Source organism: Bacillus sp. FSL L8-0193, from assembly GCF_037976065.1.
GTDB lineage: Bacteria > Bacillota > Bacilli > Bacillales > Bacillaceae > Bacillus > Bacillus paralicheniformis.
In genome coordinates this window covers 2,349,869-2,363,492 of the sequence record NZ_CP150261.1, presented here as the reverse complement: position 1 = coordinate 2,363,492, position 13,624 = coordinate 2,349,869, and the positions used below count along the sequence as shown (strand labels likewise).

The following is a 13,624-nucleotide window of genomic DNA, read 5'->3' as shown; positions in this document are numbered from 1 at the left end:
GCTGTAAATAGAGGTGGTATTATGGCCTACGTCATTTCGGCGGGGACAAGCCTTCCCCGCTGCCATGTCGACCAGAAGGAAGCGGCCGTTTTTGCGAGGGAGATGTTCAAAGATTCATTTAAAGACATTGACCGGCTGCTGTCAGCTTTCCAAAATGGAGAAATCGCTTCAAGACAATTTGTCATGCCTTTGGATTGGTATAAAGAATCCAGGAGCTTCAAGGAAAAAAATCAGGCGTACATTGAAATGGCTGTCAGACACAGTGCAGAAGCCGTTTCGAATTGCCTGTCAGACGAACGGTACTTGAAAAAAGAAATCCCTTTCGAAAAAATTGAAGCGATTTTTTTTATATCTTCTACAGGCATCTCGACGCCCGGCATTGAAGCGAAGCTCATGAACATTCTGCCTTTTTCAAAACAGATGAAGCGGATTCCGATTTGGGGGCTCGGCTGTGCAGGAGGAGCTTCAGGTATAGCGCGGGCATTCGAATACTGCAAAGCGTTTCCAAAAGCCCATGTCCTTGTGATTGCGGCGGAGCTGTGCAGCTTAACGTTTCAAAAGGATGATCAATCGAAAAGCAACCTTATCGGCACATCTTTATTTGGCGATGGAATCGCCGCGCTCTTAATGTGCGGCAAGGAAGCGGATATCTCATCAGCCGGATTGGAGGTTCTTCCGGAAGTAGTGAGCTCACAATCAGCCACCTTGGAAGATTCGGAAGATGTCATGGGCTGGGAAATCAATGACAACGGTTTCCGTGTCGTTTTTTCCAGGGACATTCCGACATTGATCAAAACACATTTAAAGAACGATGTCGAAGCATTTCTCAATAGGGAACAACTCGCTTTGGAGAACATTCAAGTATTTCTTGCCCATCCTGGCGGAAAAAAAGTTCTCGACGCTTATATGGCAAGCCTCGGCTTTTCCGAAGCGCACATCGACTGTTCACGAAAAATTTTGGCCAGGCACGGCAATATGTCATCAGCCACTGTGATGCATGTTTTAAAAGAATATTGCCTGCATGGCAGTCCCATACCGGGAAAATACGGTCTCTTAGGGGCGCTCGGCCCGGGCTTTTCATCGGAGCTGCTGCTTTTGAAATGGACAAAAAGAGAGTGACTGACACATGTTTTGGACAATTTTAAGCATTTTTGCCGCCCAGCGCTTGCTTGAGCTGGCAGTCGCGAAGTTCAATGAAAAAAACGCTCTGAAAGAGGGAGCGGTCGAATACGGGAGACGTCATTACCCTTATATCGTCGCGATGCATGTTTTGTTTTTCATATCTTTGATTTGGGAAACGATCGCTTTTCAACGCGGACCTCTTCCGATGGCGCTTGTCGTATTAACAGGCCTCATCTTCACTCAGGCCCTCCGGTATTGGGCGCTCTTTTCTCTGGGGAGATGCTGGAACACGAAAATCCTTGTCATCCCTGGAACGAACCTTGTCCGAAAGGGGCCTTATCAATGGTTCAAACACCCGAACTATGTGGCGGTGGCTCTTGAATTTCTGCTTTTGCCCCTGCTTTTCCAGGCATACGCCACCGCACTTTTATTTACGGTGCTCAACGCTGCTGTCATGTACATCCGCATCCGCACGGAAGAACAGGCATTAGAAAAATTACACCATTGAAAATGATTATCATTTCATTTATAATGATGATAAACATTCTCATTATAGGATGGTGAGTCGCGTATGACGATGTTTTTTTTGCTGGCGGCGGTCAGTACATACAGTTTATTGATTGGTTATGTCTTAAAAGGTATCGCAGGAGCGAATCCGCAAAAATAAATAAATACACGTGCTGAAGCTGCCGAAACAGGCAGCTTTTTCTCGTTTTTTCTTTCAGATTGTGAAGAAAAATACAGCAAGGTTGTGTAAAATGGGAGAAAGGGCTAAGATGGCAAACAACAACGCATAAAAGGGGTAGGAAACATGGCACAAATAAACACGAAAGACGACTTGTTGAAAAGAGCCGGAGCGGTTTTCGGGGAGCTCAGGAAGAACGGGGATGACAAGCGGTCTGCGCAGCTTGCGGGAATCATCCGAAAATGGCTGAGAAAAGAAGTGTACATTGCGTTAACCGGACATTATTCAGCAGGAAAATCATCGCTATTGAACGCGCTGCTTCAGGAAGACGTCCTGCCGACAAGTCCGATACCGACGAGCGCCAATCTTGTGCTGGTTCGCCGGGGGGAAATGAAAACAACACTCCATACGATCGATGGAAGATACGCCCGGATGGATGGCTCTTATGATAAAGAAAAAGTGCAGGCGTACTGCAGGGACGGCAGCCAGATTGAAATGGTGGAAATCGAGGGGCCATTTTCAGGAATCGCGCCTCAGGCCGTCTTAATTGACACGCCCGGAATTGATTCGACGGACGATGCCCATTTTTTATCGGCGTCTTCGATACTTCACCAGGCGGATGCCTTGTTTTATGTCGTGCATTACAATCATGTCCATTCCGAAGAAAATGTGAAATTTCTTCGATCAATAAAAGATCAGATACCCAATATTTTTTTCATCGTGAACCAGATTGACCGTCATGACGAAGCAGAAACAGGCTTCCATGCCTATAAAAAGCAAGTGCTTGATATGCTGCAGAAAGAAGGGATCGATGAAGATCATCTCTTTTTTACATCGGTCACCGAAGCCGGTCATCCGCTGAACGAATTCACCCGGCTTCGCGCTGTGCTGGAAAGGTTGCAGCATCAATCCGAACAGCAGCTAAAGGCATATACGGAGCAAAAAATCAGCAGCCTGATTCATGAACATATCAAAATGCTGATCAGTGACGAAGACACGGCTCTGTCTGAAGAAACCGCTTCCTTAAGAGAAAAAGTCGAGTCTGTAAAAGCACGGCTTGCCGATTTGATAGAACAGGAAAAACGGGCGGAGGAACAAAACAAAAAAGATATTCATACAATTGCCCAAAACGCAAACTTAACGCCGTTTGAGATGAGAGAACTGGCCAAATCGTATTTGGAATCTATCGAAAAAGGCTTTAAAAAAGGATTTCTTTTCAGCAAGGCCAAAACGCTTGAAGAAAAACAAAAACGAAAAGAAGTGTTTCTTGCCGACGTTCAAAAAAGGGTTCAAGCCGAAATCGACTGGCATGTCATTGAAGCAATCAAGGCTTTCATGAACCGCTTTAACGTCCAGAGTGATGAACTGCTTCGGAACGTTCTTCAATTTCGGACAGAGGTAGATGAAAATGAACTGCTTCGTTCCCAGAAAAAAGGGGCTGAGCTTACACCGGAATACGTGCTGAACTATACGAAAGAACTGGCTGAAAACATCAGAAGAAAGGCAAAAAGACAAGCGCAGCCGCTTATCGATCAGCTCAAAACATTCATCAAAGAAAGAAGCGGCCTGCAGGCGGAAGCGATGAAAGTCGAATATGAAGCGGAACAGGCGAAGCTCGCCGACCTCGAAAGCCGGTTGATCGAACAGCAGAAGTCATATGAAAAAGCAAACCGTCTCTGGGATCAATGGGAACACGGCGATCAGAGCGAGCTGCCAGCGAATTGGTATGCCGAAGAAAAAAAGCCCCTTGAAAAACCGCTTGATGCCCGACGAGCGGAACCGGTCCGTGTGCAAGGGGAAAACAGCAGCCGTAAAGACGATGTGCTCCATCCGAAAAAGGGCGTTTCTGAGTACATTGAGCACTTTTTCGACTTGGCCCGGTTTTTGGCGGATATTCCTGCTTTGGAAAAGCAGCGAAAAGCATTCTTGGACAAAACGGAACGCCTTCATACAAAGCAGTTTACCCTGGCGCTCTTCGGCGCATTCAGTTCCGGCAAATCGTCTTTTGCAAATGCGCTCTGCGGGCGGAAAGTGCTGCCGTCATCTCCGACGCCGACAACGGCAACGATTAATAAAATAACAAAACCGTCGGGAACCAAAAGGAACGGGACGGCTGAAGTCGTTTTTAAAACGGAAGAGGAAATCAGAGCGGAACTGGATCAGCTATTGGAGGGGAAAATGGCTGCGGCAAAAGGCTCCGCTTTTGGCGAAAAACTTGGAAACCTTTTGAAAAAAGGAGACCTGGATGATGATGAACGGCTGCTGATCAAGAACTTCCTCAAAGCTTATGAGCGTTATGGTTCATATATCAACGATCGGGAAATCCTGACGATTTCCGCTGAAGATCTGCATCCGTATGTCGCTGAAGAACAAACGGCCTGCGCCGTCCGTGAAGTCACCGTTTATTTGAGCACACCGGTCACGGAGAAAGGAATTACGATCGTCGATACACCGGGTGCCAGCAGCATGAATAAGCGGCATACTGAGCTTGCGTTTCAATACATGAAAGATGCCGATGCTCTGCTTTACTTAACATACTACCAGCATGCATTTTCCAAAGCGGACCGGTCGTTTTTGCGCAAGCTCGGACTCATTAAAGACGCTTTCAGCATGGATAAAATGTTTTTTATTTTAAATGCGGCAGACCTCGCGGAAAACCCGGCCGAATTACAGACGGTTGAAGACTATGTTAGGGGAGAGCTCTTGAAAGAAGGCATTCAAAACCCGCATCTGTATCACGTATCGAGCAAACAGGAGCTCAGCAAAAAAGCTTCGCCGAATAACGATTTCAGCAGATTAAAGCGGGAGCTCGACGATTTTATCGAAAATGGTCTAGCCAGAACAGCTGTCGAAGAGCTGCTTGATGAAGGCAAAAAACTGTGTGAAACCGTCTTTCAGCTCCGCCGTTCACTGCACCGTTCCGCTGAAGAAAAGGAAGCGGAGCAAAAGCGGATCGCCAAAGCTTATCAAGCGGCTTTAGCTGTCATTGAAGAAGCAGAAAAGGGATCATCAATCCTTCAAATGACCGAAAAGGATGTGGAAGAGCAATTTTACCACATGAGGCAGCGCCTGGCCTTTTATGCACATGATTTATTTAAAGCTGCAATCCATCCAGGGCTTCAGAACGGAGATTGGCGCGCCAATCTGCAAACCGCTTTGAAAAGCTGCTTAAAGGAGTATGAATTCGAATTTTTGCAGGAACTAAAAGCGCTTGATATCAGAATGGAAAACATCATGCTCAAGTATGCCGGCGAACAGTGGGCAAATGCCGTAAAAGAGCGGCTTGCCGATAATCCTTATTTTGCGGTTCATATCACAGCTGACCGCCCTGAGACCGGCAGCTGGGAAACAGCTGCAGCGTCAGCGGATGAAGGGGAATTTGCAGATGAACTGAAAATGTTCAAAACGCCTAAAGCGTTTTTTCAGCAAAATGGCAAAGCCCGGCTTGTCGAGGCGTTTACTGCAAAGCTTTCGGCTATCACGGACGAATGGATTCAACGTGAAAAGCGGACATGTTTAAAGCGCTGCAAAACGAGCGCCGGACAATTACAGAAAGCGGCTGTTCTGTCCGCAAAAGCTCAACTCGAAGAACAAAAAGAAGCGTACTTTCATGAGCCGTTGGAAAGCGCAGAGCGTGAAAACATTGAAAAAGCGCATAACTTGGCAGGCCAATGGCTCCGCTCAAGTTAAATCAGATTGATATTGGTATGGATATCTGGCCGGCAGACATGATAGACTGAATAAAAAAAGAAGGGAATTAGATGATGACAAACGTTCATGAAGCCATTACAGCACATTCCAAAAAACAGCACCAGCACATCAAGCAGTTCGTGCGTCTCGAACAGGAGAGGGAAAAAGCGATCGATGAAGCGGTTGATAAGTGCCGGCGAAATGAAGCATTTTCAACCGGCCTCATCAACCAAATTACCATGCAAATGAACGAATTGGCCAAAAAAGGCATCGTTCCCACGAGACGGCTCGTCTCGAAAGAAATGGTCGCCGAATACGTCAGCCGAAAATATCCGCAGGCCTAGCTGGTGAATCCTTCCGCGTGTGGCGTCATGTTTTTTTGCAAAACATAAACCATGACACGCCCGCTGGAGGTGAAGTGTAATGGGAAGAACAAAGCTTGGCAACGCGAATGCACAGCGAAACAACAACGCTAAAAAGAAGAACGGCTTTAATACTGAATTTGCGACTGAATCCTATTCGCAAATGGAAGCCGCCAAATTAATTTCTAGCAAAAAACAGCACCAAAAATAGAAACAGCGTTGATTGACGCTGTTTTCATCATTTTTGCTCCTGTGGTACAATAAGTGCATTGTATGAAGAAAGGAAGTTTCCATAATGAACAAGAAGCTGCTGCTTGTAGACGGGATGGCTTTATTATTCCGGTCTTTTTTTGCGACTGCGGTGCACCGCAATTTTATGCTGAATGACAAAGGGGTGCCGACAAACGGGGTTCACGGCTTTTTAAAGCATCTGTTAACCGCGGTGTCTGCGTTTGAACCGAGTCATGTCGTCTGCTGCTGGGACATGGGAAGCAAAACGTACCGCAACGATTTATTTAAGGACTATAAAGCGAATCGCGGCGAGCCGCCTCTAGAATTGATACCGCAATTTGACATGGCAAAGGAAGCGGCGGAAGAGCTCGGGATTTTAAATATCGGCATTGCGGGCTATGAAGCCGATGACTGCATCGGCACGCTGTCAGCGATGTTCAGCGAAGAAGCGGAGATCACGATCGTCACCGGTGATAAAGATTTGCTTCAGCTTTTAACAGTCAATGTTAAAGTCGCCCTGCTACAAAAGGGAATCGGCAATTATAAAGTATACACGGAAGAATCATTCAGTGAAGAGACCGGTGTCGAGCCGAAGGCTTTGATTGACATCAAAGCGCTGATGGGTGATACAAGCGATAACTACCCGGGTGTAAAAGGCATCGGCGAAAAGACGGCCTACAAACTGATTAAGGAATATTCGACTGTTGACCGGCTGCTGGAAAACATCGGACAGCTGACAAAGGGTCAGCAGACGAAAATAACCGAATGTCTTGAAGACCTGAAGCTGTCCAGAATCCTTGCAGAAATCAAATGCGATGTACCGCTTTCCTGCTCATTGGACGACGCAGACTTCACCTTGATGCATGACAGGGCGAAAGCGATGCTGAGACTTCATCAAATACGGGGAATCGAACCGCTGCTGGTGAAATTCGAAAAAAGAGAGATCGGATAACCGATCTCTCTAATGTTTTGTATTGCTTTTTTTCGCCCGGTTTTCAAGCTCGGTTTTTGGGTCTGTATGCCGGTTATCCCGGTTTAATACAATATCTCCCTGGGGCGTGACACCGCCTGTCAGGCGGCCTCTTCCTGCTGAATGCTGTTTTTCCACATGAACCACCTCACTCGTTATGATGTGCAGCGGGAATGGATTTTACTCGGGGTGATTCAGCAATATCGCCTTTTTCGCAAGCTTGTCAGCCGCCTGGTTAGACTTCGAAGGAATCCACTTGATAAAAAATAAATCAAAATCGTTTTTTAAGCGGATGATTTCATCCAGATAAGGCTTAAATGCCTGATTTTTGACAAACTCCAAATCCGCCGTGCGCTCGACGATCTGCGAATCGGTCCGAAACGAAACGATCCGGTAGTTTCGTTCGGCGCACAGCTTCATTCCTTCGATCAGCGCCTTGAATTCCGCTTCATGATTGCTCAGTAAGCCGGCGGGAAGGGAGAAGGACTCGGTCTTCTGACCGTCTTTGATGAAAATGCCAAGTCCGGACGGTCCGGGATCACCCGCGCTTGCTCCGTCGATATAGACCTCAATCGGCATTGTTTCCGCTCCTTTCATCCAAAGGGGTGATTCTTTTAGCGGCATAAGCGTACGGCGCTGCGAAAACGGCGACAACGAATTTCAAGACATATGTCGTGATGAAAATCTGAATCCAGACATTCAGCGGATAAGCGCCCATAAATGCGACGCTTGTAAAAATCAATGTATCAAGCAGCTGGCTTAGGGCTGTGCTGCCGCTGTTGCGAAGCCACAGTGCCCGATCGGAAGGAAATAACCTTCTGATTCCCGAATATACATAAACATCAAGCGTTTGGCTGATGATATAGGCGAGCAGGCTGCCGAGCGCCACACGGGGCAAGAAGCCGAATATCGTCTCCAGCGCAGGCTGTGCAATGTCTTCCGGATGCGGCTTGAACAGAAGCGCTCCCTGCATGACGAGCGTCAAAGCAATCAGAATGAAAAAACCGATTGAAACGGCTTTTTTCGCTTCTTCCTTTCCGTATCTTTCATTGATGACGTCGGTCGCAAAAAATACGCTTCCGTACAGGATGTTGCCGAGTGTCGCGGTCAACCCGAACAGCTCGACCGTTTTGACCACCTCGATATTGGCGGCGGCTGTCGCAAAACCGATCCAGACAAATAAACCGGTTTTGCCAAATCGTTTAAAAAAGAAGAGAACAATGATAAAATTAATGATCGCAAAACTAATCCATAATATTTCGTTAAACAAGAACGGGTACTTCCTTTCTGAATAAACTGTTTTGATTATAGCATAACAAGCCATAATTTGAATAAAGGTGATTTTGTGAAACTGAGAGCAGGTATGAAAATCAAGATTAAAGGGTCTTCACCCATTCCTTTTACAGCTGATGAATGGATCGAGATGAAAGAGGCAGTGGCGGCCGGGCGTCAGCTTTCTCAAAGTCCGTATGTCACTGAACTTGAGTTTGAAGATGAGAAGGGCAGCTTTTGGACTCTGAAAGAGCTGGAAAAGCTGAAAGAAGAACTTGCGGCTGAACCGGATGAGATCACCGTCTATTTTGACGGCAGCTATGATAAAGAAAGTCAGCTCGCTGGTTTAGGCATTGTGATATATTACTCCCTCGGCGGGGACCGGTACCGATTGAGAAAGAACAAGAGCTTTCGGCTGACAACGAATAACGAGGCGGAATATGCGGCTCTCTCCGAAGCCGTTAAAGAGCTTAGAGACCTTGGGGCAAGCAGGAACTCCGTCGTCATAAAAGGGGATTCGCTCGTCGTGCTGAACCAGCTTGAAGGTAACTGGCCATGCTATGACCCCGTTCATTCGAAATGGCTGGACAGAATCGAGAGCCAGCTTCAAAAATTAAAGCTAACGCCCACCTATATTCAAATCAGCCGCAAAGACAACAAGGAAGCGGATCAGCTCGCAAAAAAAATGCTTGAGCATACCATTGTGGAAAGCCAAATCAAACTAGATGAATAACGGAGATGAACGTTTTGGATAAGAAAGAGATCTTTAAGGAACTCACACATTTGCAGGACACCTACTGTGAAGGGTGCTTCATTAAAAAACACTTCAGAAAAGAATACGGAAAAACGTATGCCCACGCATTTTGCATTTCAAAATGCACGGTCGGAGAAAAGCTCCGAACCTATGGAGACGTGTTGACAAACAAAAATTGATCCCCCCAATAAACCATCATCCTTGGGCCGCGCTAAAAAAACCGCTGAACGCGGTTTTTTTAATGCTGTGATTCGTCAAGCTGGTGCTGGCAATCATTTAAGATGTTGAGCTGTTCGTTTAAGAAGTCTTCATCCAGGGCGGATAGTTCCTCAGCCTGTGACAGCTGTCTGGCGTCTTCGATGGATTGATACGCCGATTTCAGCAAAGTGGAGCTCTTTTGCCTCGTCGCCATTCCCGTCGTCTTTTGGGCGGTTTCTACGGCTATTTCAAGCTGCTTGCGCTGATTAAATCCCGTTACAAGATCATCGCGATGTTCTGAGTTCATGATCATACACCTCCGACAAGTATTTTTTCTAAAAAAGGCATTTTTATGTGTGAAATAGAAAAAATAAAGTAAAATTAATCCGATATAACTATTGAACCTAAAAAATATAAGTCTTTATTACTAATTTAGGTAATCATGAAAAAAAGGAGTCTGAGGAACAGTGGAAAGCAATGAACTGCAAACCGTTCTTCACAAGACATTTGTGGAGGTATATAAAGATCTTGAACAGCTCGTTGATATCGCGAAAAAGGGGCGTCCATCTCTCGAGAAGAACATTGAGGAAATCGAGCAAAGGTTGAAGCAGAATATACTGGCAATCGAAATTCAGCTGAAAATTAAATAGGAGAGGCAAAAAATGCCTCTCCTCTTATTTGAAGTCTCAATTGTCTTGATTTTGTTAAAGCTTTACAACGTTAGATGCTTGAGGTCCACGATTACCTTCAACAATCTCGAAAGAAACTTCTTGTCCTTCTTCTAGAGATTTGTATCCGTCACCTTCGATTGCAGTGAAATGAACGAATACATCGTCTCCGCCTTCAACTTCGATGAAGCCGAAGCCTTTTTCATTGTTAAACCATTTTACTTTACCGTTTTGCATATTGCTTAATCCTCCTAGTACTGTAGCACAATGTGCTAAAAAAAATTTTCATCATCTAACGGTGTTCTGCTAAATGATGGTTTCACTATACACTATCTATGGAGGCTTCGTCAAGCTGTCAAGAGAAAAAAATGAACTTTAATGCTTTTTTAAGGAATTTCTTTGAAATCGTTTTCAGTTTCTGGTTATTGATCATTATTTTTCGCAAAGCGGACGAAACATTTTAAGCGTCAGCCCGTATATAATAAAACCAATATCAGGAATGCGAAGAGGAGTGTTTATAGATGAATCGTTATTCGGTTGATGAGTTTGTATCCAAAACCCAGCAGGAAGACAAAGGGGAGGGGCTGTTTGAAATGGAAACACCCCGTCTCTTGGAAGTTAATCTCGATGGAAAAGTGTGGGCAAAGGCCGGTTCGATGGTTTCCTACAGGGGAAGAGTCAAATTTAAGCGTGAAGGGGTATTTGAACACGGAATTGGACGGATGGTGAAAAAAGTGTTCAGCGGAGAAGGGGCTGCACTGATGAAAGCGGAAGGAAACGGAAAGGTGTACCTTGCTGATCAAGGGAAGAAGATCTCCATCTTAAACTTGAAGGGGGACTCCATATTTGTGAACGGGCACGATCTGCTCGCATTTGAGCCGTCGATCCATTGGGACATCAAACTGATGAAAAGAATTTCCGGCATGCTGGCCGGCGGATTGTTTAACATTAAGCTTGAGGGAACTGGAATGGCTGCAATCACAAGCTATTACGAACCGCTCACTTTGATCGTAACCCCGGAAAGCCCAGTCTATACCGATCCAAACGCAACGGTTGCCTGGTCTGGAAGCCTTCAGCCTGAATTTGTGACAGATGTATCTTTTAAGACGTTCATCGGCAGGGGAAGCGGGGAATCGATCCAAATGAAGTTTTCAGGGAACGGGTTTGTCGTTGTGCAGCCGTTTGAAGAAGTTTATTACTCGGAATCTTAATATTAAACGAAAAAAACACTTGCAGGGCAAGTGTTTTTTTGACTCGGGCTTTTTTAGGACAGCGCCCGGACAGTCTGTTTTTTGTTCATGATCATTTCAGACTGCTCGATAATGTCCGTCAGGATGACTTCTGATGAATTGGATAAATGCAAGTTTTTAATGTTTTTCTTCATTTCGTTTAACTTTTTCTCATCAGCCAAAAGGGAGGAGACTGATTCAAGAATTTCCTCATGCCTGTTGACGACGATGGCAGCTCCTCTGTCTTCGAAGAACAGGGCATTTTCCTTTTCCTGCCCGGGAACAGGCTTGTAAAGGATGACGGGAACGCCGATTGCCGTGGCCTCCGTCAGGGTAATTCCGCCCGGCTTTGTGATCATGCAGTCAGCCACCCTGAACAGCTCGTCAATTCTTTCGATATAACCGAGTGATTTCAGCTTGTTTGGATAAAGGGCTTCAATGTCTTCCAGTGAAGATTTCAGCATCGTATTTTTTCCGCACACGACGACGACTTGAACATCCTCTTTCGTCACCAGAGATTCACACAGTTCCTTTACGTTTTTAAGAACCCCGTGTGCGCCTGCCATGATCAGCAATATCTTCTTGTCGGGAGACAGCTGATACTTCTCGTAGATTTTATCTTTGTCCATTTCTTCTTCAAACTGCCTGCGGATCGGAATACCCGTGATCTTGACATTGCTCGGGTGAGTGCCGATTTCGAGCAGTTTTTCCTTCACATAATCAGTGGCTACGTAATATTTGTCAATGTGTTCGTGGACCCAAATTTTGTGAAGGCAGAAATCCGTCATGACGTTAAAGGTCGGAATGACTTTTCCCATTCTCCGTCTGTATTCGGGTACGACAATCATTGGAAACGTATTGATGATGATGTCTGGCTGATGTTTTTTAACCAGTTGGTCCAGCCGTTTATTTCCCATTTTGAAATAAATATTAAACTTTCTTTTATTGTAAATTTTATCGACCCCATAGTAGAAAAGGCGATAAAACTGTTTACCGATTGAAAAGCTTTTCAGGTAGAGATACTGTGTGATCTCTGACACAATCGGGTTTGATTCTTGATACAAATTCGAAACAGTTACATTCTTAAAACCGAGCCGTTCGCACTCTTGGTAGAGCGTTTTGGCTACTTGAACATGGCCATTTCCGTAATTTGCAGTCAAAATTAATATATTTTTATTGGTATTCAAGCATATTCACCTCAATTAATTCAAACAGCAAGAGCTAAAATGGTAAAAAAACAGGAGTCAATGTCCACACATACCATACCATAAATATTATTTTAATTATAAATGAAGAACAAAAATTAAGGTATTTTTAAAGTATGGATCGGCAGGAAAGCACTGGGTTCCTTATTATTCCTGCTTTCGCGGCCAAGCCGAACCCCCTTATGGAAGACTAACCCAACAGTATTTTAACACATTTTGAATGTCTTGCATCAGACCAGGGCATGAGAATTTCATTTCCACTCGTACGGTGTTTCCTGGTAAACGTAATAATTCAGCCAGTTCATGAACAAAAGAGTCGCGTGGGCTTTCCAGCGGTTTACAGGCGCCGCACCGTCCGGCCCGTCTTTAAAATAATTCACCGGCGGATCAATGTCCATGTTTCTGGCCAAATCCCTTTCATACTCTTCTTTAAGAGTATCTGTATCATACTCAGGATGTCCAGTTAAAAAAACTTGTTTTTCATCTTTTGAAGCAATTAAACAGACGCCCGCTTCATCGGATACGCTGAGCACTTTTAAATGAGAAACGGCTTTTAGGTCATCCATATTTATATCTGTATGCCTTGAATGCGGGACATAGTAGAACTCTTCAAAGCCTCTGATCAGTCTTTCATTTTTCTCCATTATTCTGTGTTCGAAAACGCCAAATGTTTTTTTCGGCAGTTTGACTTTGCGAATTCCGTAATGATGATAAAGCCCCGCCTGCGCTCCCCAGCAGATGTGGAGCGTTGACGTGACATGCGTTTTGCTCCACTCTAAAATCTCCTGAAGTTCTTTCCAATAGGACACTTCCTCATACTCCAGGTGCTCGATCGGCGCGCCGGTAATGATCATGCCGTCAAATTTTCTGTTCCTGATCGAAGAAAAAGTTGTATAAAACTGTTCCAAATGCTGCCTTGGTGTATGTTTTGGCGTGTGTGTAGACGGTATTAAAAAAGTGAAATATACCTGTAAAGGAGAATTCCCGAGCATTCTGAGCAGCTGTGTCTCGGTCCTGATTTTCTGCGGCATCAGATTAAGAATCACAATATTTAAAGGTCTGATGTCCTGATGAAAAGCCCGTTTTTCATCCATGACAAAAATATTTTCACTTTCAAGAATCTGCTTCGCTGGCAAATTGATAGGTATGTTGATAGGCAACACGCCACCTCCGGTTTTCTCCGCTGATTTTTCTTCATTATAGGAACTTTTTGGCGATATTTCAATGTGTGAATTGTG

At 45.0% G+C, this 13,624-nt stretch carries 17 protein-coding genes and 1 pseudogene; 11 read left to right on the top strand and 7 right to left on the bottom strand.

Annotation, left to right across the window (positions count from 1 at the left end; all coding sequences use genetic code 11):
- Positions 1-21 precede the first annotated feature (21 nt).
- From MHH76_RS11785 to MHH76_RS11755, 7 genes are all read left to right on the top strand, one after another.
- Positions 22-1,119 (top strand): 3-oxoacyl-[acyl-carrier-protein] synthase III C-terminal domain-containing protein, encoded by a 1,098-nt coding sequence (locus MHH76_RS11785; protein WP_043054358.1) that lies wholly within the window; start codon positions 22-24, stop codon positions 1,117-1,119.
- Positions 1,120-1,126: 7 nt separating this feature from the next.
- Positions 1,127-1,630 carry an isoprenylcysteine carboxylmethyltransferase family protein gene (locus MHH76_RS11780; protein WP_039072797.1) on the top strand — a complete coding sequence of 168 codons (504 nt, stop codon included), beginning with the start codon at positions 1,127-1,129 and terminating at the stop codon, positions 1,628-1,630.
- 63 nt (positions 1,631-1,693) lie between these two features.
- Positions 1,694-1,789 carry a Fur-regulated basic protein FbpC gene (gene fbpC, locus MHH76_RS11775; protein ID WP_003182857.1) on the top strand — a complete coding sequence of 32 codons (96 nt, stop codon included), beginning with the start codon at positions 1,694-1,696 and terminating at the stop codon, positions 1,787-1,789.
- A gap of 144 nt (positions 1,790-1,933) precedes the next feature.
- Positions 1,934-5,497: a dynamin family protein gene (locus tag MHH76_RS11770; RefSeq protein ID WP_043054357.1), complete on the top strand. Its 3,564-nt coding sequence runs from the start codon at positions 1,934-1,936 to the stop codon at positions 5,495-5,497.
- A 74-nt stretch (positions 5,498-5,571) separates the two neighbouring features.
- Positions 5,572-5,841: a YpbS family protein gene (locus MHH76_RS11765; protein WP_023857403.1), complete on the top strand. Its 270-nt coding sequence runs from the start codon at positions 5,572-5,574 to the stop codon at positions 5,839-5,841.
- Between the two features lie 79 nt (positions 5,842-5,920).
- Positions 5,921-6,070: a hypothetical protein gene (locus MHH76_RS11760; RefSeq protein ID WP_003182852.1), complete on the top strand. Its 150-nt coding sequence runs from the start codon at positions 5,921-5,923 to the stop codon at positions 6,068-6,070.
- A gap of 81 nt (positions 6,071-6,151) precedes the next feature.
- Positions 6,152-7,042: a 5'-3' exonuclease gene (locus MHH76_RS11755; protein ID WP_095323697.1), complete on the top strand. Its 891-nt coding sequence runs from the start codon at positions 6,152-6,154 to the stop codon at positions 7,040-7,042.
- A 9-nt stretch (positions 7,043-7,051) separates the two neighbouring features.
- Here MHH76_RS11755 and sspL read toward each other — a convergent pair whose 3' ends face one another.
- From sspL to MHH76_RS11740, 3 genes are read right to left on the bottom strand one after another with little or no spacing between them, the layout of a single operon-like run.
- Positions 7,052-7,198, bottom strand: coding sequence for a small, acid-soluble spore protein L (sspL, locus tag MHH76_RS11750; RefSeq protein WP_003182847.1), 147 nt, complete (start codon positions 7,196-7,198; stop codon positions 7,052-7,054).
- 42 nt (positions 7,199-7,240) lie between these two features.
- Complete coding sequence (locus tag MHH76_RS11745) at positions 7,241-7,639, bottom strand: reverse transcriptase-like protein (RefSeq protein WP_020451895.1); 399 nt, start codon at positions 7,637-7,639, stop codon at positions 7,241-7,243.
- Complete coding sequence (locus MHH76_RS11740; RefSeq protein WP_023857402.1) at positions 7,629-8,330, bottom strand: queuosine precursor transporter; 702 nt, start codon at positions 8,328-8,330, stop codon at positions 7,629-7,631. The genes MHH76_RS11745 and MHH76_RS11740 overlap by 11 nt, the downstream gene beginning before the upstream one ends.
- 75 nt (positions 8,331-8,405) lie before the next feature.
- Here MHH76_RS11740 and MHH76_RS11735 point away from each other — a divergent pair.
- Together MHH76_RS11735 and MHH76_RS11730 are read left to right on the top strand one after the other, a co-directional pair.
- Positions 8,406-9,087, top strand: a pseudogene (locus tag MHH76_RS11735) (reverse transcriptase-like protein).
- Positions 9,080-9,265: a zinc-finger domain-containing protein gene (locus MHH76_RS11730; protein WP_003182841.1), complete on the top strand. Its 186-nt coding sequence runs from the start codon at positions 9,080-9,082 to the stop codon at positions 9,263-9,265. The pseudogene MHH76_RS11735 and the gene MHH76_RS11730 overlap by 8 nt, the downstream one beginning before the upstream one ends.
- A 59-nt stretch (positions 9,266-9,324) precedes the next feature.
- On the opposite strand, the gene MHH76_RS11725 is transcribed toward MHH76_RS11730, so the two are convergent.
- Positions 9,325-9,591, bottom strand: a complete 267-nt coding sequence (locus MHH76_RS11725; RefSeq protein ID WP_020451892.1) for a DUF2564 family protein — start codon at positions 9,589-9,591, stop codon at positions 9,325-9,327.
- A 160-nt stretch (positions 9,592-9,751) separates the two neighbouring features.
- Here MHH76_RS11725 and MHH76_RS11720 point away from each other — a divergent pair, with 160 nt between their 5' ends.
- Positions 9,752-9,934 carry a hypothetical protein gene (locus tag MHH76_RS11720; protein WP_003182837.1) on the top strand — a complete coding sequence of 61 codons (183 nt, stop codon included), beginning with the start codon at positions 9,752-9,754 and terminating at the stop codon, positions 9,932-9,934.
- 54 nt (positions 9,935-9,988) lie between these two features.
- Here the strand turns inward: MHH76_RS11720 and cspD are convergent, their stop codons facing one another.
- A complete protein-coding gene (gene cspD, locus MHH76_RS11715; RefSeq protein WP_003230776.1) occupies positions 9,989-10,189 on the bottom strand; it encodes a cold-shock protein CspD in 201 nt (66 codons plus the stop codon).
- 284 nt (positions 10,190-10,473) lie between these two features.
- Here cspD and MHH76_RS11710 point away from each other — a divergent pair, with 284 nt between their 5' ends.
- A complete protein-coding gene (locus MHH76_RS11710; RefSeq protein ID WP_025811255.1) occupies positions 10,474-11,163 on the top strand; it encodes an AIM24 family protein in 690 nt (229 codons plus the stop codon).
- 53 nt (positions 11,164-11,216) lie between these two features.
- Here the strand turns inward: MHH76_RS11710 and MHH76_RS11705 are convergent, their stop codons facing one another.
- Both MHH76_RS11705 and metA read right to left on the bottom strand, forming a co-directional pair.
- Positions 11,217-12,368, bottom strand: a complete 1,152-nt coding sequence (locus tag MHH76_RS11705; protein ID WP_023857399.1) for a diglucosyl diacylglycerol synthase — start codon at positions 12,366-12,368, stop codon at positions 11,217-11,219.
- Positions 12,369-12,637: 269 nt separating this feature from the next.
- Complete coding sequence (metA, locus tag MHH76_RS11700) at positions 12,638-13,546, bottom strand: homoserine O-succinyltransferase (protein WP_025811256.1); 909 nt, start codon at positions 13,544-13,546, stop codon at positions 12,638-12,640.
- Between the last annotated feature and the right edge of the window lie 78 nt (positions 13,547-13,624).